Genomic DNA, 18,983 nt, shown 5'->3' with positions numbered 1-18,983 from the left:
CCGCCATTCGAATCACGTCTCGATGAAGATCGGTCTCATCTCGGACGTTCACGCGAACCTCCCCGCGCTGGAGACGGTCCTCGACGACATGCCGACGGTCGACCGCATCTACTGCGCGGGCGACGTGGTCGGCTACAACCCGTGGCCCGCCGACTGCGTCGAGCGCGTGCGCGATGTCGCGGCCGCGACAGTGCGCGGGAACCACGACCGCACCGTCGAGACCCCCGAGCGCTACCGCGCCAACCGGATGGCGGAGGCGGGGCTCGAACGCGCGAAGGCGTCGCTGTCGGCCGACCAGCGCGACTGGATCGGTGATCTCCCGCGCACGGAGACGTTCGGGGGCGACCGGTACCTGCTCGCCCACTCCCACCCCGCCGCCGAGCGCGAGGACGCCTACGTCTACCCGGACGACTTCCCGACCCTCGACCGGCACATGGGGGAGTACGACGGGATCGTCCTCGGCCACACCCACGTTCAGGGGGTCCGCGAGGTGGCCGGCGGCTTCGTCTGTAACCCGGGCAGCGTCGGCCAGCCCCGCGACGGCGACCCGCGGGCGGGCTACGCGGTCCTCGACACGACGGCCGACGGGGCCGACGCGGTCGAGACGCATCGCGTGGAGTACGACATCGACCGCGTCGCCGAGGCGGTCCGCGAGGCCGACCTGCCGGACCTGACCGCCGAGCGCCTCTACGAGGGGGAGTGAGTCAGGCGCCGTCGGCGGGATCGCCGGCGGCCTCCCCGCCCACGCCGCGATCGTCGCTCCCGACCTTCACGTCCAACCGCTCGTAGAGGAACGCCCACGAGTCGGTCTGCTCGTCGACGACCATCGAGGCGGGCTTGCCGACGCCGTGGCCCGTCTCTGACTTAGTCCGCAGGAGGAAGGGGCCGCCCTCGGCCTCGTGCTGGAGCCGCGCGGTCATCTTCCGGGCGTGCGAGGGGTGGACGCGCGTGTCGCTCGCGGCCGTGGTGAAGTAGACGGGCGGGTAGGTCGCGTCGGGATCGACGTTGTGGTACGGCGAATACTCCTTGAGATACTCGAACGCCTCCGGGTCCTCGGGGTGACCGTACTCCGTCGTCCACGACTCGCCGAGCAGGAACCGGTGGAACCGGAGCATGTCCAGCAGCGGGACCGCGCACTGCGCGGCCGCCCACAGATCCGGGCGCTGGGTGACCACCGCGCCGACCGAGAGCCCTCCGTTCGACCCGCCGGCGACCGCGAGGTGGTCCGCGTCGGTGAGCCCCGACTCGCAGAGCGCCTCGCCCGCCGCGACGAAGTCGTCGAAGGTGTGCTGTTTGTCTTCCAGCATGCCGGCCTCGTGCCAGGGCTCGCCGTACTCGTAGCCGCCGCGGGCGCACACCGCCGCGAACGCGCCGCCGTCGGCGAGGAACGGGAGCCGGAACCGGCCGAACGAGGGCGTGATGCTGTTGCGGAATCCGCCGTAGCCGTACAGCACGGTCGGACGGGGACCCTCAACGTTCACTTCCTCGCGGTAGCAGACGAACACCGGCACCTCGGCGCCGTCCGTCGAGTCGACGAACCGCTGTTCGACGACGAGGTCGTCGGGAACGGGGAGGTCCACCGAGTCGACCTCCGCCGACGCGAGTTCGGGCGCGTCGCCGCCCTCGCCGACCCCGTCGCCTTCGCCCGGCGATTCGTCGGCGAGGTCGAGTTTCCGAACCGCCGGCGGGCGGTCGAAGCCGGTCAGGCCGAAGAACGCCTCGGGCGCGTCGCGGTTCCCGGAGACCCACGTGACAGAGCAGTACGACGGCAGCGAGACGTCTCGGAGGTGCGTCCCGTCGCGGTCGTGGACAGAGAGCCGCGAGTGGGCGTCCCGCTGGCGGTGGACGAGGAGGCGCTCCGGGGTCGGCACGACCGACTGGAGGATCCCCTCGCCGCCGGGGAGGACCTCACGGCACTCCTCGAACGAGAGGTCCCCCTCGCGGAAGCGGTCGACGGAGCAGGCGAGCAGCCGTCGCCGGGGTGCGCCGTGGTCCGTCGAGACGAACGCCGTTCCGTCGTGGAACCGGACGGAGGTCTCGGCGTCGGTGTCGGTCAGGACCGGCCGGAGGTCGCCGTCGACTCGGACGTACCACTCGGTGCCGCCCACCATCTCGGAGAAAGCGACCGCGAGCAGTCCCGAGTCCGGGTCAACGGTCACGCGCGGCCAGACGTGCTGGTCGTCGTGTTCGAGGAGGACCGACTCCGCGTCGGGGCCGTCCGCGAACCGGAACCGGCGGATCTCCTTGTCCATCTGCGCGCCGTCGGCCGCGCCGCCGGTGGCGACGTAGACGAGCCCCTCGTCGTCGGCCGTCCACGCGAGGCTCCCGGCGTTGACGCGGCCGCGGTCGGGGAGGGACGCGATCTGCTCGACGCCCGGGCCGTATCCCTCGGCCTCCGGAGACTCAACTCCGGAGTCGCTCGGATCGGGGACCGACAGGACGCGCACGTCGTAGTTCTCGTCGCCCCCGTCGGTGACGCCGACCGCGACACGCTCGCCGTCGTGGGAGGGGACGTACCACGCCATCGACCGGGGCGGGCGGTCGCCGTCGCGGTTCGCCGCCCACGCGTTCGGGTCGACGAGGACGCGGTCGGTGCCGTCCGGCGCGTCGCGGACGACGAGCCGAGCGTGGTCCGCGCCGGGCTCGCGGACCGTTGCGAAGTACCGGCCCTCGCGAACGCTGATCGGACCGTAGTCGGCCACCTCGACGAGGTCCGCGAAGCGCGGGCGGAGGCGGTCGCGGAGGGCGTCGTCGAGCGCGGCGTCGACGTGGTCGTTCTGGGCGTCGGCCCACTCGCTGACCGCCGCGTCGTCGCCTTCGAGCCACCGGTACGGGTCGTCGACGTCGATCCCGTGGAGCGTCTCCGTGACGACCTCGCGTCTGGTCTCCGGCGGGGACGGCGCCGGAGCGGACTGTCGTGACATACGTTCGCCTGTGGCCGGTGACGCAAAACGGCTGGGGTCGCGGCGGCCGCGCCCGCCGGTTGGCTCACTTCGGGGTCAGCGAGGCGACCGGGCTCAGCGAGGCGACTCCGCCCAACGAAGCGACCCCGCCCACGATCGCGGAGTCACGGCCACAGTCCGGCGACGAACAGGAGGTTTCGGGCGGCGACCGCCAGCGAGAGCGCGCCGACGCCGCCGCACATCAGCGTCGCGACGAACCGCCGCGTCCCGCCGGCGACCGCGACCGGAACGCCGATGACCGCCATCCCGACGGCCTTCGTGAGGAGCATCCCGCCGAGGAGGCCGAACCGGGAGATGAACAGGCGGCCGACCGGCGACCCCTCGACGTACTCGCTCCCGGTGAGCGCGACGTACGTCGTTCCGACGTCGGCGGCCGCCCCGACGATCAGGAGGCCGACGGCGATGGCGAGGCGAGAGGGCACTGACTGGCCAGACGCGGTACGACCTCATAAACGTCCGGACCGCCTTCCCCTCGTCCCGCCTCGGAGTCCTGCGGTCTGACGGCGTCGCTCCGGGCGGCGGCGGGACGCACACTTCGAGTAGCGCGGGACGGTCGCGCCAGCGGTGGCTGGTCGCGGGGCGCGCACACCACGGCGCCATTTAAACCGGCGGAGCGCGTATCACGGGTAATGAGTTCGTCCGACGACGAGTACGAGATCGCGGTGGTCGGCGGCGGGCCGGCGGGGCTGACGACCGCGCTGTACGGTGCCCGCCTGGGGCACGAGACGGTGCTGATCGACCGCGGCGGCGGCCGCGCCGCGATGATGGCCGACACCCACAACGTGATCGGCGTCACAGAGGAAGTGTCCGGGAACGAGCTGCTCGCCACCGGGCGCGAGCAGGTACAGTCGTACGGCGGCACCTTCGAGCGCGGCTTCGTCACCGACGTCGAGCGCACCGACGACGATCGGTTCCGCCTGTCCACGAACGACAGCGAGATCCTCGCGGACCGCGTCGTCCTCGCGACGGGCTTCTCCGACGAGCGCCCGGAGCCGCCGCTCCCGCGGAACGCGAAGGGGCTCCACTGGTGTCTCCACTGTGACGCCTACATGTTCGTCGACGAGCCGGTGTACGTGATGGGTCACGGCGAGGCCGCCGCGCACGTCGCGATGATCATGCTGAACATGACCGACGACGTGGACCTCCTGACGCGCGGCGCGGAGCCGACGTGGAGCGATGAGACCGCGGCGCAGCTGGAGGCGCACCCGGTCGAGGTCGTTCACGACGACATCTCGGGCGTCGAGAACGATCCCGACTCCGGCTGGCTCGAAGCGATGGAGTTCGAGGACGGCACCCGCCGCGAGTACCGGGGTGGGTTCCCGATGTACGGCTCCGACTACAACACCGCGCTCGCCGAGGCGCTCGGCTGCGACCTGACCGACGGCGGCGAGATCGACGTCGACGACCACGGCCGCACCAGCGAGGACGGGGTCTTCGCGGTGGGCGACATCACGCCCGGCCACAATCAGGTGCCCGTCGCGATGGGGCAGGGGGCGAAGGCCGGTATCGCGGTCCATAAGGAGCTCCGCGAATTCCCGCGGTCGACGGAGGATATCGCGCAGGACGGTCCGGTCGACGAGGACGAGGTGCCCGCCATCCCGCCGCACCTCATGGCGACCGCCGTCGCCCACGAGGGGCACGCGGGCGGGCCGCGAGACGAGGCGACCGCCGAGGCCGGCGCGGAGCAGCCCGCGGCAGACGACGACTGAGGCGCCGCGAGGTCGCGACTCCGTCCGCTCGACGCGACCCGTCTCGGACGACGGCGAGGACGAGCCCGCGTCGACACGGCGACCTCTCTGATTCCCGGCCCCGGCCCCGAGGCAGAGGCCGTCGACGGTGACGCGGCGCTAACCCGTCTCTCGCCGACGGCACCTCGACCGCGGACCGCGTCAGTCCCGTCGATCGAGGACGGCTCGCACGAACGCGCCCTTCTCGGCGGTGTACCGCTGTCGGTTCTCGGGATACCGTGCCGCGAGCCGTCGTTTCAACGAGGCGTACCGCTCGGCGAGTTCCGGATCGCTCCGAAGCGCGTCCCTGAACGCGATCTTCTCGTGGTGGAACGCGCTTCCGACTTCGGCGATCGACAGATAGCACGTACGATTCTCTGGCGGTCCCTTCGCGAGGAACACCCGCCCGTCCACCTCATCGGGGCGCCGTTCGTAGCCGTGCGTTTCGAGCGCTGGGACGAGGTCGCTCGCGGTCGTCGATTCGTCGACTACGGCGAGCACGTCGAGTATCGGCTTGGCCGGCATCCCCTCGACCGCGGTACTGCCGATGTGTTCGAACTGACGGACGCGATCACCGACTGCGCTCCGTAACCGAGCCACCTCCGCGTCGTACGCGTCGCTCCACGACTCCCGATACGGCACGACTTCGACGGTCCCCCGTGCGAGTCCGACCACACTCGGGCCTCGTCCTCGCAGTATAAATCCTTTACAGCGTTCTCTTACCTCGTTCGGGGGCTCGCTGAGCGGAACGAATCGACCGTTAAGCGACGAAGTGATTCAGAAAATGTGCCAGCCGGGACTCCCGCGAGCGAGCGGGGGTACGGCCGGCGCACGACCGAAGGGAGTGCGCCGGCCGGGATTTGAACCGAAATCGGACGTGCTCGCTCACTCCGTTCGCTGCGCGCGACTGATAGGGTTCAAACCCGGCGGCGATTTCTCTCACTTCGTTCGAGAAATGCGCCGGCCGGGATTTGAACCCGGGCCATGAGCTTGGAAGGCTCAGGTCCTACCACTAGACCACCGGCGCTCGCGTCGGTCGATGACGCATCTACACGTAGGCGGAACGACTTTCATAAGCGTTCCGTGTTCTGACGGGGCTCGAACGCGATTCCCGGCGCCGATCCGGGTATGTATACTTAAAGAGCCACGATACTGCGGACGTGTCCCAGCGCTCTAGAACGCTTTTCAGCCGCTTAGAACCCTGTACGGTACATATGTGTGTACCAACCCAACGTACATCCGTGAGGTGACACCGATGTCATACCAATCGAGCAATCCGCTGGTCGGCGAGGTCGAGTTCGCCCTAGAGGGACCGTGGGCGACCTACTGGATCGCGTTCCTGCGCGTCGTGACCGGGTGGTGGTTCTTCCACGCCGGGGTCACCAAGATCATCGAGAACGGGTTCGCGTTCACCTACGGGCCGTCGTACATGAAGGGCATGACCGGCACCGCGCTGGGCGGCATCCCCGTCTGGATGGGGAACAACCTCGCGTGGCTCATCGAGCCCGGCGTGCCGCTGTTCGAGACGCTCATCGGCCTCGCGCTGATCGCGGGGGCGTTCACCCGGTTGGCCGCGTTCGGCGGGGTCATCTTCATGGTCCTGTTCTGGGTCGGGAACGCCGGCTTCGGTCACGGCGTCGTCAACAGCGACCTGATGGGCCTGTTCCTGTTCATGACCGTGATCGTGCTCGCGGCCGGTCGGTACTACGGGCTCGACGCGCTCCTCGAACAGACGGCGCTCGTCAAGCAGAACCCCAAGCTGCGGTACCTGCTCGGTTAAGAGGTGATTCACTATGACAGACACCATTGACAAGGCGGCACGGGCGTTGAGCGCGGGACTGATGCTGTTCGGCATCGTGGTCCTCGGACTAGTCGAGACGTTCACCGGCAAACCGTTCGCCCCGGCCCCGATAACCAACGAGGCGGGCGAGGTGACCGCGATGCCGCTGATCAGCCCGGAGATCCGGACCGGCTTCGTGCTGGCCGGCCTCGTGGTGCTCGGGCTGTACGCGGCCTACCGGTTCGTGGCGCCGCTCCCCGAGGACCGGGGCGTCAGCCACGAGACGATGGCTGACTGAGAAGCGAGGCACCCGGCCGCGACGTCACCGGTAGTGCTCGTCGCCGCGGGCGACGACGACCACTTTCCTTCGTTCTAACGTTCGCTGAGAGCCGTCTCCGGCTACGCCGAGTCGTCGGCGTGCGGCTCGCCTGGCTCTCCAGTTCCGTGAACGGTGCCGCCGTCGGTGCTGGCGGGGGCGGCGTCGGACGGCTCCTCGTCCGCGCCGAACGTGAACGCCGTCTCGCCCGATCTGCCGGCGGCGGGTTCGCCGACCGAATCGCCGTCCGCGCCCCCGACAACGTCGTCCCCGGCCTCGGCGTCGACCTCGAAGCCCTCTGTCATCTCCCGCAGGTCGCTGGCGCGCTCGTGGAGGTCGTGCGCCTGTTCGGACACCTCGCCGAGCGTGGCGGCCTGCTCCTCGGCGGCGGAGGCGACGGTGGTCGCCTCGGCGGTGGTCTGTTCGCTCACGCCCGCGAGGTCGTCGACCGCGCCGGTCACCTCGTTGACCGACTGCGCCTGCGCGTCCATCGCGCCGGAGATCTCCTGAACGCCGTCGTCGGCCTCGCTCACGCGGTCGGCGACCTCGGCGAGCGCGTCCTCCGCGTCCTCCACGACGTCGACCCCGTCGTCGACGCCCTCGCGGATCGCGGCCATCTCGTCGACGCTCTCGTCGGTACGCTCGCGGAGGCTCTCGATCAGCGACTCCACCTCCGCGGCGGACGCCTGGGTCTCCTCGGCGAGCGACTTGACCTCCTCGGCCACGACCGCGAAGCCGGAGCCGGCCTCGCCCGCGCGGGCGGCCTCGATCGAGGCGTTGAGCGCGAGCAGGTTCGTCTGGTCGGCGATCTCCGAGATCGTCTCGACGATGGCGTCGACCTCCGCCATCTCGGCCTCGAGCCGCTCGACCGTCTCCGCGGCGGACTCCGAGCGGGACTCGATCGCGTGGAGCTCGTCGACGGCGTCGGCGGCCGCCTCGCGCCCCTCCTCGGTGAGCGCGTCGGCCTGCCGGGAGGTGGTCGCGACCTCGTCCGCGGAGGCGGCGACCTCCTCGACGGTCGCCGACATGTCCTCCATCTCGCCGGCGACCTCGGCCAGCTGACGGCTCTGCCGCTCCGCCCCGGCCGATATCTCGTCGACCGCGTCGCTCGTCTCCCGGCCGGCGGCGGCGGCCTCGTCGGTGCCGTCGGTGACCGCGTCGCTCCGGTCGGCCACTTCGACCGCGAACGCGTCGACCTCCGCGATCGCGGCCTCCAGCTCGTCCATCGCGTCGTTGAACTCCGCGGCGATCGCGCGGAGCGCCTCGGGGTCGTCCGGCTCTGCGTCGAGCCGAGCCGTGAGGTCGCCGTCGGCGCAGGAGGCCAATGTCTCGCCGAAGTCGCCCGCCCGCGACTCCAGGCGGTCGGCGAACGCCTCGCTCTCCGCCTTCGCCGCCTCGGCACGCTCGCGCTGCGTCTCCGCCGACTCGATCTGCTCGCGCAGGGAGTCGCGCATGGTCGCGAACGACCCGGCGAGGTCGCCGAACTCGTCGCGCCGCGCCGTGTCGAAGTCGACGTCGAGGTCGCCGTCGGCCAGCGCCGACGCCCGGGCCCGGAGCTGGTTCAGCTCGACGACGGTCCCCCGGCCGAGCGTCACGCCGATGAGCCCGAGCCCGACGACCGCGACGCCGACGATGAGGAGCAGGTTCCGCCCGATCATCCCCGAGAGCGCGTACGCCTCTGAGAGGGGGACGTGGACCGCGACGTACCAGGCCTCGGTTGGAACCGGGGCGTAGGCGACGAAGTACCGCTCGCCGTCGGCGAGTTCGAGCGTCGCCGACGGGACGGACCCGATCGGGTTCTGTCGGTCGAAGAGCTGCGACCGGACCGGTTCGTCGTACCGCTCGCCCGCGACGCCGTCGCGATCGCTCGCGCCGATCTCGCCGTCGGTCTCGACGATCGAGGTGAACGTGCCGTCCGTCGGTTGCCGGAAGTCGCCGACGAGCGAGCCGAGCGAGACCTCCATGACCACGTATTTTCGTTTCGGCGTCCCGGCCACGTAGGCGACCCGGCGCTCGCCGTCGACCTCGTACGTCGCCGTCGTGGTGACGGTGTCGCCGAGCAGGAGCCCGTCGTCGAACCACTGCTGGCTCGTGAGCGTCTCCGCTCGGTCACCGTTCCCGCCCGCCTCGTCGGTCGACGCGAGTACCGCGCCGTCCTCGGGGTCGATGTAGTGGAACGCAAGCACGCCGTCGCTCGCCCGAGACAGATGCGAGGAGAGATACGCCGCGACGGCGGCCGAGTCCTCGCTGTAGATGTCGTTGTCAGCGGCCTCCGCGACGGTCCCGCGCCGGTCGGCGGTCCAGCTGCCGGCTTCGGTGGCGCTCAGCTCCGCGACGGCCGTGTAGTCGCTCTGGGCGCTCGACTCGAGCTGCTCGGTCGTCTCCGCGTACGTGACGGCCCCGACGGCGCCGATCGCGAGGACAACGACGACGAGGGCGACGAGGAACTTCGCGAGGTAACTCCGGGCCACCGCGTCGGGCGCGACCCGACGCAGGACCCGTTCGAGGAAGGTGTCGGCCATTACCAGCAGGCGGTCGGCAGGGACCCTTTAATCCACCCCCGTCGATATTGTCTGTGATAATCAGGGGCGTTCCGGCTCGACTTCCGCGTAACAGTTCCCACTGGATAGCTCCGTTCGACGCGTTTCGAGAGCGCTCTCGCCGAGATCCGTCTCGAACTCCGCGGGCGAGTAGATGTGATAGTACCGAGGCACCGTCTCGCCGCCCGGCAGCGTCCAGTCGACGGTCGTGTCGAACCCCTCGTCGCGGTCGAACCGGTCGTGGGCCGTGCTCCACGCGCTGACGAGCGCGACGCCGCCGGGCGCGAGGACGCGCGCCAGCTCGTTCAGGCTCTCGACGCGGGCGCTCCGCGGCGAGAGGTGGTGGAGCGTGGCGACGTAGACGGCGAGGTCGACCGCGCCGTCGCGGACCGGGAGCGCCGTCGCGTCGCCGTGGACGAACGCGGTCGCGTCGGCGAACCCCCGGTCGCGGGCGCGGGCCGTCGCCTCGGCGAGCAGCCCGCGGCTGAGGTCGAGGCCGACCGCGGTCTCGGTGCGCGCCGCGAGCGCCTCCGTGTGGCGGCCGTTGCCGCAGCCGACGTCGAGCGCGAGCCCCCCCGACCGACCCTCTAAGAACGACTCCACCTCGGGCCACGCGTACTGCCGCGTCTTCGAGAAGTGGGTCGCGATGCGGTCGTACGTCGACTGCGGATCGCCGGTCGGCTGCGGGTCCATACCGGCTTCTCGGCCGCGACGGGGATATGTCGACCGGACGCCTCACACCGCCCCGATCGCGGCGAACGCGACGAGCGTGAGCGCGAGCAACACCACGACGTGTTTCACGCCGTCGCGGACCGACCCCTCTCCGAGCTGTCCGGCGACGAGCCCGGAGCAGACCGCCTGGATCGACGCGGCGTGGAAGAACAGCTGCTTGTAGACCGCCACGTCGATGTCGCCGATCCCGTCCGTGATCCCGCCGGGTCCGCCGGAGACCCCGCTCCCGGTGTCGGGGAGTCCGCCGCCCGTCCCCGGGACGCCCGCCGCCTCGATGGCCGGGATGAACGACACCGACAGCGCCGCGATGATCCCGAGGAAGACGAGGAAGGAGATGTAGATGACAATGAGATATGTTAACATCACTTGTCGGCGTTCGCGCCGGAGCGCCCACGTCGCGCGCGATTCGTCGGCCGCGATCCGGAGGACGGGACCCACGTCCCCGCTCGCCTGAATCGCGTTGGTGACGAGCGCGACCGCCCGGGAGGTCATCGGCGACCGGACCCGTCGCTCCAGCCGGCGCAGCGCCGTGGAGACGTCCGCCCCCCAGTCGATGTCTCGGCGCGTCCGGCGGAGGTCCTCCGTCAGGGCTTCCAGGTTCGAGTCGGCGACGCGGCGGACGCTGCCGACCACGTCGGTGCCCGCCTCGTTGACGCTGGCGAGCCGGTCGAGGAAGTCCGGCACCGCGGACTCGACGCGGCGGACGCGGCGCTTGCCGAACTCGTAGGCGACCGCGTACGCCGCGAGGACGAGGGCGGTCGCGACGACGAGCGGGCCGTCGACCTGGTCGATCATCTCCATGGGCGTCCCGAGCGTGACCGGGAACGCGAAGACGAGCAGCCCGACGACCGCGGCCGGGACGACGGCGAGGAGCACCGTTCGCGGCGAGGCGAGCACCGTCTCGACCGGCGACGCGACCAGCCGCCGCACGCTCCGGAGGCGGTCGTACACGCGGAGCCGCTCCCGGCTCGCCGCCCAGCGGTCCGCTCCGGTACCGCCCGCGCCGGCGCCGTCCGCCCCGGAACCGCCCGCGCCGCTCTCGGCGGCCGCTCCCCCGTCGAACCGCGGCGAGTCGCCCCGGTCGCCGGGCTCGTCCGTGGCGTGGCGCACGCCCGTGACCGAGGGGGTGTCCGGGTCCGCGAGCGACGACTCCGCGACGGTCTCGGTGCCGCCGACGCCCTGCGTCACGCTGTCGACGTAGACGACGAAGCCGAAGGTGGCGAGCGGCACGCCGAGGTAGACGACGACGCGGAGGAGCGGGAGGGTGTCCTGTAAGACGAGCCCGATGACGACGAGGATGGTGATGAAAAACAGCGGGCCCGCGACCAGCGCCGTCACGTACGCCTCGGCGAACGTCGAGAGCAGTTCGAGGTACTGCTCCTGTTTCGCCTCCGCCTCCGCCTGATAGCGCTCGTACTGGTCGTTGAGGAACTCCGACACCGACTGCCCGGTGCCGAGGACGGACGCGAGGTTCTCCGAGAAGTCGGCCAGGTCGTCGCTCGGCGTCCGCCGGGAGATGCGCTGGAGCGCGGTGAGCGCGTCGGTTCCGAAGGCGTTCATGTCGCGGACCGCGACCGACAGCTCGGCGGCGGCCTCGCCGTACACCTCCTCGTTCTCCGCGAGCGTGTCCATCACCCGGGGAAACGCCATCCCGGAGCGCGAGAGCGCGTACATGAACGCGACCGTCCGCGGCAGCGTGGCGTCGATCTCCGCCGCCCGCGCGGCGGCGCGCTGGTCGAGCAACTGCCACCGAGCGAGGTAGGCGCCGAGCGCGAGGCCGGAGCCGACCGTCGCGGAGACGACCGCGAGCAGGACGAACAGCCGACCGAGCCCGAGGTCGGCGAGCCGCGCGACGACCGCGACGAACTCGACCGACGCCGGGAGCGCCGCGCGGATCGCGGCCTCGCCGACGTCGAGCGCGGCGAGCAGCGCGCCGGCCGCGTACACGCCGATGACGCTGCCGGCGACCCCGAGGACCGCGGCGTACAACAGGGTCCGCGAGGCGTACACGCGGTGCGTCGTGCCGGCGACGTGGGCCGCGCGCATTCGGTCGCGCTGAGCCTGCCGCCGCGCCTCGTTCTCGCCGACGTAGTCGCCGAACGCCGACAGGGCGACGCGGGTGACGAACAGGTCGGCCCGGTCGTCGACGAGCGGCAGCGCGAGCGCGAGACAGACCGCGACCGCGGCGACGAGGGGGAGGTACTCGATCATCGGTCCGTGGCGTCGGATCCCGCGTCTCCGGCGCGCGCGCCGTCGCCGTCGGAGGCGTCGGGGCCGCGGTCGGTGCCGCCGCCCGGCGAGGCGTCTTCGGCCGCGAACTCGTCGGGGTCGACGCCGTCGGCCGCGGCGGCGCGCTCGTCGAGCTTCTCCATCACGCGGTCGGCGTCGGCGTAGTACTCGTTGACGAGGGCGGTGAACGTGCGGTAGTCGTCGATGCCGAGCGCGGAGAGGAGTTCGAGGAATCGCTCGCGGCGCCGGACCTCGCGGAGCAGCTCCGACCGGGACCAGCCGCGCTCGTCGGCGATCTCCTCCAGCAGCGACGAGTCGTTGCGCCGGAACGTGTCGGAGTCCGGCCGCCACTCGAACGCCGAGGAGTAGTCGAGCTCCCCGGTGCGCTGGTCGATACCGCCGATCTCGCCGATCGTCTTCGCGCGGCGGACGCGCTCGTCGTCGGCGCGGGTGAGCGTCTGGACCGACAGCATGTCGAGCGACTGAACCATCGCGCGCGGCACGTTGATCGGCTCGTTCTCCAGCCGGTTGATCACGGTCTCGATCGAGTCGGCGTGCATCGTCGAGAACGTGGTGTGACCGGTGTTCATCGCCTGGAAGAGCGTGATCGCCTCCTCGCCGCGCACCTCGCCGACGACGATGTACTCGGGGCGGTGGCGCAGCGCCGACCGCAGAAGGTCGTACATGTCGATGTCGGTCCCCTCGTACCGGCGCTCGCGGGTGACCGCCGAGAGCCAGTTGTCGTGGTACAGCGAGAGCTCGCGGGTGTCCTCGATGGTGAGCACCTTCGCCCGCGGCGGGACGAACATCGACACCGCGTTCATCGAGGTGGTCTTCCCGGACGCGGTGCCGCCCGCGAAGATGAGGCTCTTGTTGTGCTCGATACAGAGCCAGAAGTACGCCATCTGCTCGACGGAGAACGTGCCGTACTCCACGAGGTCGACGGGGGTGAACGGGTCCTCGGCGTACTGGCGGATCGTGAACGCCGAGCCGCGCGGGGTCACCTCCTCGCCGAGCGCCAGCTCCGCGCGTGAGCCGTCGGGGAGCGTCGTCTCGACGATGGGGTCGCCGACCGAGACGTGGCGGCCGGACTGCTGCGCGAGCCGGATCACGTAGCTGTCGAGCGCCTCCTGTCCGAAGGAGACGTTCGTCTCGATGTCGGTGTACTCGTCGTGGTAGACGAAGATCGGGAGGTCGTAGCCGTCACAGGAGACGTCCTCGATGTGGCGGTCGTTCAGCAGGGGGTCGACCTTCCCGAAGCCGCGGAAGTCGCGGTAGAGGTAGTACACCAGCGCGTGGAACGTGTCCATCTCGGCCTCGACGCCGTACCCCTCCAGCAGCGTCTCGAGTTCGGTCCTGAGCGTCTCCTCGTCGGTCTTGCCGCTCCCCTCGCGGTAGAGGAGGGGGTCGCGGATGTCGTCGACGACGCGGTCGAGGAGCTCGCGCTCGAACGCGTCGAGCTCGGGCTCGACCGCGTAGTAGCGGTGTTCGCTCTCGGCGTCGTCGTAGGTGATCACGACGTACGCGTACGGCGCGTTCACCCAGTACCGGTCGACTTCGGTCTCGTCTTCCGGAACGACGAACGACGCGAGCGGGCCGTCCTCGCCCGGGCGGAACGGCCGGACATCGAGCGTCGACCCCTGAAGCAGCTCCCACGTCCGGGAGAGCCGCCGCTGGAGGGCCTCGATCCGGTCGCCGAGGTCGCTCTCGCCGGCCTCGCTCGCCATGGATACGGTGCCCTAGAGGCGGGGGGAAGTTAAACTACCCCCGACGATTATCAGGACCGACATCGAGGTCCGCCGCCGCGGTCCCGACCGAGTGCCGATCCGGTCCCGGCGCGGCGCGGACGCCCGAGCATCGTCGGTTCCGCGCCGCCGCTCCGCCCGTTACGTTGATACGGCCGGACCGCAAAGCATCCGATAGGAAATGCGGCGTGACTACTTCGAGTTGACCGTCGAGGGCGTCGGAAACGACGCCGGCTCCCAGTCGCCCCCGCTGGTGCGGATCGACTTCCACGGTCCGGAGGATCTCCTCCGCGAGCGACTCTCGGGGGGCGAAAGCGAGGACATCATCGTCGAGACGGACGACGACCTGCTCGCGGCCGACCAGATCGACGTCGCCTTCCGGCTCCGCGAGCCGCTGGACGAGGCGGACGAGCCGGAGGGCGTCGTCGGCGTCACCAACCGATACACGGGCGACTTCATCCTCGAACTCAACGAGACGGCGACGGACGTACTCCCGTTCATCCACGCCGCGCGCGACGCGACCGACGACGGCGACGCGCGGTACCGCGTCGAGATCGACGTCGACGGCGAGCGCCTCGTCGCCTACGACAAGGACACCTTCCTCGTGTACGACCAGGAGGGGAACCTGCTCCGCAGCGAGAGCCTGATTCCCTCCGGCGTCGAGCTGTAACCGGTTTTTCGGACTCAGAGGCTGACGCTGTCGGGAACGAACCGGACCGCGTCGCCCGGTCGGAGGTCGAACGCGCCGTCGCCCCGGCCGTCGTTCACGTCACACTCCGCGTAGCCGTGGCTCCCGACCGTGACGAGGCGCTCGCCGGGGTCGACGGCGCCGAACGTCTCCGCGACCGGCGTGAGGTCGCCGTTCACGCGGACCCAGTCCCGGCCGCGGACAAGCTCGCCGGGGACGTTGGTGATCACGTTGCCGAACCGGTCGATCGCGAGCACTTCGCCGTCAACGGCGACCACGTCGCCGGTGTCGGCCTCGTCGTCGGTACCGTCCTCGCTGTCGGTGCCGTCCTCGGCGTCGGTGTCCTTCTCGGCCTCGCCCGCGTCGCGTTCGACCGACGGCTCGGGAAAGCGGACGTCCACGGGGTCGTTCGCGGGCGCGAGGTCGTCGATCCCCGCGAGCGCTTCGGCGACCGCGTCGACCGCGGGCTCCCCGTCCGACGCCGTCAGTTCGTCGTCGAGCGCCGTCCGGACGCGGGCCGCGGTCGGCGCGAACACGTCGCGGCCGTGGAACGTCTCGCTCGCGGGGTCGTCGACCGCGATGGACCAGACCTCGACATCCGACTCGCCGGCCGCCAGCGCGCGGGCCGGCGGCATCGCGAGCCCGTTGTCGGGCGCGACGATGACGTGCGCGCCGGCCCGGACGACGAGGGCGTCCCGGTCGGTGCCGACGCCAGGGTCGACGACGGCGCAGTGGACCGCCGGCGGGAACTCCGGGAGGACGAACCGGAGCCAGAACGCGGCGGCCCGGGGGTCCCCGCGCGGCAGATCGTGCGCAACATCGATCAGCTCGGCGTCAGTGTGCCGGCGAATCACTCCCTTCATCGCGGCGGGGTACGGCGACCCAAAGTCCGAGGTGAGCGTGATCATACCGGAACCCGCGTGCGGCGCGGGGTTAAATGGAACGGGCGTCGTCGTCGCCGGTCTCCGTATCTGTCCACGAGCAGGCGGCCGGAGCGTCGGAGTCGGCGCCGAGGCTTCGAAGCGATCGGCGGTCGGTCCGCGATCGGCGGTCCGAGGCGGTCAGCCCTCTTTACACGGATCGCCGCGCTACAGGTCGGACGGCTCGCCGCCGTTCGAGTCCGTCTCCGCGATCCGGCGGATGCGCTCGACGCCGTCGACTTCGCGGATCACGTCGACGACGGGGTCGGGGACGAGGTCGGCCCACTCCCGGCCGCGGATCATGCGCTCGCGGAGTTCGGTCCCCTCCAGCACGTCGCGGCGGAACATCGGCGACTGGCGCACCTCGACGCCCGCCTCCTCGAACAGGCGGACCACGAGCGGGTTGTTCGAGTAGGCCACGTCGAAGCGCGGGGTCATGCTCTGGACGTGGCTCACCCACACGGAGTTCCGGTCGAGGTCCTCGATCGGGACGACGTAGGTGGTGGCGTCGAGCTCCTCGACCGCCTTCGTCACCATCATCACGCGCTCGCCGGCGGTGAATGGGTTCCGCGTGGTGTGAGAGTCGCCGGCGGAGCCGATCCCCAAGACGAGCTCGTCGACCTCCGCCGCGATCTCTTCCACCATGTGCCGGTGGCCGTGGTGGAACGGCTGATACCGGCCGATGTAGAACCCCCGCATGAGTCTACGTACCGTCGGCGTCATTTATAAACCCCGTGGGAACGCTCGCGGGGCGTGATCGGTCGATATACGGCTTGAAAGCGGTGTTTACTGCCCCCGGGGCTACCCCTCCGGGGGGAGAAAGTATATCAGTAACCGACCCGTCCTTTTCGATAGCGACACCCGATTCTATGAGCAACGAGAAGGACACGAACGACCCGACGGCCGACGACCCCGACGAACCGCCCCACGGCGGCGTCGACGACTCGAGTCCGGCGGGGAACGGCGAGGACGCCACGCCCGGCGACCCCGAGCCCGACGACGGCCCGGCGAACGAGTCCGGCGTCGACGAGGACCCGGCCGCGGACTCCGACGACGACCCCTGGGACGACGGGGTCATCGTGGACGACGACGGGTTCGACGAGGGTCGGAACGGCGACGCCGCCGATCCGGCCGACGACGGCGGGATCGACGAGCTCGGCAGCACCGTCGAGGTCGAGGGCGCCGAGATCGAAGAGGACCCCGACGAGGACGACCTCCTCGGCGGGCTCAAGATAGACACGACGGCCGAACTGGAGATCCCGGACCGGCTCGTCGACCAGGTCATCGGGCAGGAACACGCCCGCGACGTGATCATCAAGGCGGCGAAGCAGCGGCGCCACGTGATGATGATCGGCTCCCCCGGGACGGGGAAGTCGATGCTCGCGAAGGCGATGTCCGAGCTCCTCCCCAAAGAGGAGCTTCAGGACGTGCTGGTGTACCACAACCCCGAGGACGGCAACAAGCCGAAGGTCCGGACGGTGCCGGCCGGTAAGGGCGACCAGATCGTCGAGGCGCACCGCGAGGAGGCGCGCAAGCGCAACCAGATGCGGTCGCTCCTGATGTGGATCATCATCGCCGTCGTACTGGGCTACGCGCTCATCATCGTCGGCCAGATCCTCGTCGGCATCATCGCGGCCGGCGTGGTGTACCTCGTCTTCCGCTACCTCAACCGCGGTTCGGATGCGATGATCCCGAACCTGCTGGTGAACAACGGCGACACGAAGACCGCGCCGTTCCGCGACGCGACCGGCGCGCACGCCGGCGCGCTGCTCGGCGACGTGCGACACGACCCGTTCCAGTCCGGCGGGATGGAGACGCCCAGCCACGACCGCGTCGAGGCGGGCGCCATCCACAAGGCGAACAAGGGTGTGCTGTTCATCGACGAGATCAACACGCTCGACATCCGCAGCCAGCAGCACCTCATGACGGCGATCCAGGAGGGAGAGTTCTCGATCACGGGCCAGTCCGAGCGCTCCTCGGGCGCGATGGTCCAGACCGAGCCCGTCCCGACCGACTTCGTCATGATCGCGGCCGGGAACCTCGACGCGATGGAGAACATGCACCCGGCGCTGCGCTCCCGGATCAAGGGGTACGGTTACGAGGTGTACATGGAGGACACCATCGAGGACACCCCGGAGATGCGCCGGAAGTACGTCCGGTTCATCGCCCAAGAGGTCGCGAAGGACGGCCGCCTGCCCGAGTTCTCGGCGGAGGCCGTCGAGGAGATCATCCTCGAGGCCAAGCGCCGTTCCGGCCGCAAGGGCCACCTCACGCTGAAGATGCGGAACCTCGGCGGGATGGTCCGCGTCGCGGGCGACATCGCCCGGGGCGAGGACGCCGAGATGACCACCCGCGAACACGTCCTTCAGGCGAAGGGGCGCTCGCGCTCCATCGAGCAGCAGCTCGCCGACGACTACATCGAGCGCCGCAAGGACTACGAGCTCCAGGTCTCCGACGGCTACGTCGCCGGCCGCGTCAACGGCCTCGCGGTGATGGGCGAAGACTCCGGGATCATGCTCCCGGTGATGGCCGAGGTGACGCCGACCCAGGGCGGCGGGCAGGTGATCGCCACCGGCCAGCTCAAGGAGATGGCCGAGGAGTCGGTCCAGAACGTCTCGGCGATCATTAAGAAGTTCTCCGACGAGAACATCTCGGAGAAGGACATCCACATCCAGTTCATCCAGACGGGGCAGCAGGGGGTCGACGGCGACTCCGCGTCCATCACGGTCGCGACCGCTGTCATCTCCGCGCTGGAGAACGTCGGCGTGGACCAGAGCCTCGCGATGACCGGCTCGCTGTCGGTCCGCGGCGACGTGCTCCCCGTCGGCGGGGTCACCCACAAGATCGAGGCGGCCGCGAAGGCCGGCTGCGACCGGGTGATCATCCCCGCAGCCAACGAGCAGGACGTGATGATCGAAGACGAGTACGAGGAGATGATCGAGGTCATCCCGGTCTCGCACATCAGCGAGGTCCTCGACATCGCCCTCGAGGGCGAGGCCGAGAAGGATTCGCTCGTCTCCCGGCTGAAGTCGATTACGGGCTCCGCGCTGAAGGACGGCAACGTCTCCGGCCCGTCCAACCCGAGCCCGCAGTAGGCGGCTCCGCGCCCCGCGGTCCAATTTCTTCTGTCCTCGCTTTCGTTCCGGCGAGCCGCCGCACCGCGGTCTTCGCCCGCGATTCGAGTGCCGCCCGCCGAGTCCGGTCTCGGTCGCTTATCGAGCGAGGTTGTCTCCGCCGCCCGTGTTTTGTAGAATATACACAATATCGATGCGCCAAACAAACGATCCACCGACGGGGACAAGACGTATTTCGCGGCGATCGATACGATTTCAACCCCGGCTAT

General features: G+C 70.2%; 15 protein-coding genes and 1 tRNA gene. 6 read left to right on the top strand and 10 right to left on the bottom strand.

Annotated elements, in window-relative coordinates; genetic code table 11:
• The first annotated feature begins 22 nt into the window (after positions 1 to 22).
• On the top strand, positions 23 to 703 hold the full coding sequence (locus EO776_RS05455) for a metallophosphoesterase family protein (RefSeq protein WP_094520935.1): 681 nt from the start codon (positions 23 to 25) through the stop codon (positions 701 to 703).
• Position 704: 1 nt separating this feature from the next.
• On the opposite strand, the gene EO776_RS05450 is transcribed toward EO776_RS05455, so the two are convergent.
• Both EO776_RS05450 and EO776_RS05445 read right to left on the bottom strand, forming a co-directional pair.
• Complete coding sequence (locus tag EO776_RS05450; protein WP_099288857.1) at positions 705 to 2,924, bottom strand: prolyl oligopeptidase family serine peptidase; 2,220 nt, start codon at positions 2,922 to 2,924, stop codon at positions 705 to 707.
• Between the two features lie 143 nt (positions 2,925 to 3,067).
• The gene (locus tag EO776_RS05445) at positions 3,068 to 3,385 is read right to left on the bottom strand and encodes a hypothetical protein (RefSeq protein WP_049933489.1); all 318 of its coding nucleotides are present in this window, start codon (positions 3,383 to 3,385) and stop codon (positions 3,068 to 3,070) included.
• Between the two features lie 207 nt (positions 3,386 to 3,592).
• Here EO776_RS05445 and EO776_RS05440 point away from each other — a divergent pair, with 207 nt between their 5' ends.
• Entirely contained in the window at positions 3,593 to 4,672 is a 1,080-nt protein-coding gene (locus EO776_RS05440) for an NAD(P)/FAD-dependent oxidoreductase (protein WP_094520933.1), read from the top strand.
• 180 nt (positions 4,673 to 4,852) lie between these two features.
• Here EO776_RS05440 and EO776_RS05435 read toward each other — a convergent pair whose 3' ends face one another.
• Complete coding sequence (locus tag EO776_RS05435; protein WP_094520932.1) at positions 4,853 to 5,365, bottom strand: GrpB family protein; 513 nt, start codon at positions 5,363 to 5,365, stop codon at positions 4,853 to 4,855.
• A 281-nt stretch (positions 5,366 to 5,646) separates the two neighbouring features.
• Positions 5,647 to 5,717, bottom strand: a tRNA-Gly gene (locus EO776_RS05430).
• 228 nt (positions 5,718 to 5,945) lie between these two features.
• On the opposite strand from EO776_RS05430, the gene EO776_RS05425 reads away from it, so the two are divergent.
• Complete coding sequence (locus tag EO776_RS05425) at positions 5,946 to 6,470, top strand: DoxX family protein (RefSeq protein WP_049932775.1); 525 nt, start codon at positions 5,946 to 5,948, stop codon at positions 6,468 to 6,470.
• Between the two features lie 13 nt (positions 6,471 to 6,483).
• A complete protein-coding gene (locus tag EO776_RS05420) occupies positions 6,484 to 6,768 on the top strand; it encodes a hypothetical protein (protein ID WP_049897570.1) in 285 nt (94 codons plus the stop codon).
• 101 nt (positions 6,769 to 6,869) lie between these two features.
• On the opposite strand, the gene EO776_RS05415 is transcribed toward EO776_RS05420, so the two are convergent.
• Genes EO776_RS05415 through EO776_RS05400 form a run of 4 tightly spaced genes read right to left on the bottom strand, consistent with a single transcriptional unit; the run spans position 6,870 to position 14,014 of the window.
• Entirely contained in the window at positions 6,870 to 9,308 is a 2,439-nt protein-coding gene (locus EO776_RS05415) for a methyl-accepting chemotaxis protein (RefSeq protein WP_094520931.1), read from the bottom strand.
• A gap of 60 nt (positions 9,309 to 9,368) precedes the next feature.
• The gene (locus EO776_RS05410; protein ID WP_049932778.1) at positions 9,369 to 10,019 is read right to left on the bottom strand and encodes a class I SAM-dependent methyltransferase; all 651 of its coding nucleotides are present in this window, start codon (positions 10,017 to 10,019) and stop codon (positions 9,369 to 9,371) included.
• A 42-nt stretch (positions 10,020 to 10,061) separates the two neighbouring features.
• A complete protein-coding gene (locus EO776_RS05405) occupies positions 10,062 to 12,269 on the bottom strand; it encodes a type II secretion system F family protein (RefSeq protein ID WP_094520930.1) in 2,208 nt (735 codons plus the stop codon).
• Positions 12,266 to 14,014 (bottom strand): type II/IV secretion system ATPase subunit, encoded by a 1,749-nt coding sequence (locus tag EO776_RS05400; protein ID WP_086219173.1) that lies wholly within the window; start codon positions 14,012 to 14,014, stop codon positions 12,266 to 12,268. The genes EO776_RS05405 and EO776_RS05400 overlap by 4 nt, the downstream gene beginning before the upstream one ends.
• Positions 14,015 to 14,213: 199 nt before the next feature.
• Between EO776_RS05400 and EO776_RS05395 the strand changes: the two genes are divergently transcribed.
• Positions 14,214 to 14,702: a DUF5793 family protein gene (locus EO776_RS05395; RefSeq protein ID WP_049932784.1), complete on the top strand. Its 489-nt coding sequence runs from the start codon at positions 14,214 to 14,216 to the stop codon at positions 14,700 to 14,702.
• A 14-nt stretch (positions 14,703 to 14,716) separates the two neighbouring features.
• Here the strand turns inward: EO776_RS05395 and EO776_RS05390 are convergent, their stop codons facing one another.
• Both EO776_RS05390 and EO776_RS05385 read right to left on the bottom strand, forming a co-directional pair.
• A complete protein-coding gene (locus EO776_RS05390) occupies positions 14,717 to 15,628 on the bottom strand; it encodes an SAM hydrolase/SAM-dependent halogenase family protein (protein WP_094520929.1) in 912 nt (303 codons plus the stop codon).
• Positions 15,629 to 15,808: 180 nt separating this feature from the next.
• Entirely contained in the window at positions 15,809 to 16,339 is a 531-nt protein-coding gene (locus EO776_RS05385; protein WP_086216397.1) for a nicotinamide-nucleotide adenylyltransferase, read from the bottom strand.
• Positions 16,340 to 16,509: 170 nt separating this feature from the next.
• Here EO776_RS05385 and lonB point away from each other — a divergent pair, with 170 nt between their 5' ends.
• The gene (gene lonB / locus EO776_RS05380; protein ID WP_049932787.1) at positions 16,510 to 18,735 is read left to right on the top strand and encodes an ATP-dependent protease LonB; all 2,226 of its coding nucleotides are present in this window, start codon (positions 16,510 to 16,512) and stop codon (positions 18,733 to 18,735) included.
• Positions 18,736 to 18,983: the final 248 nt, after the last annotated feature.

It is taken from the genome of Halorubrum ezzemoulense (genome assembly GCF_004126515.1).
In the GTDB taxonomy this organism is placed as follows: domain Archaea; phylum Halobacteriota; class Halobacteria; order Halobacteriales; family Haloferacaceae; genus Halorubrum; species Halorubrum ezzemoulense.
The sequence above is the reverse complement of the archived record's forward strand: the minus strand, read 5'-3'. Positions and strand labels throughout refer to the sequence as shown.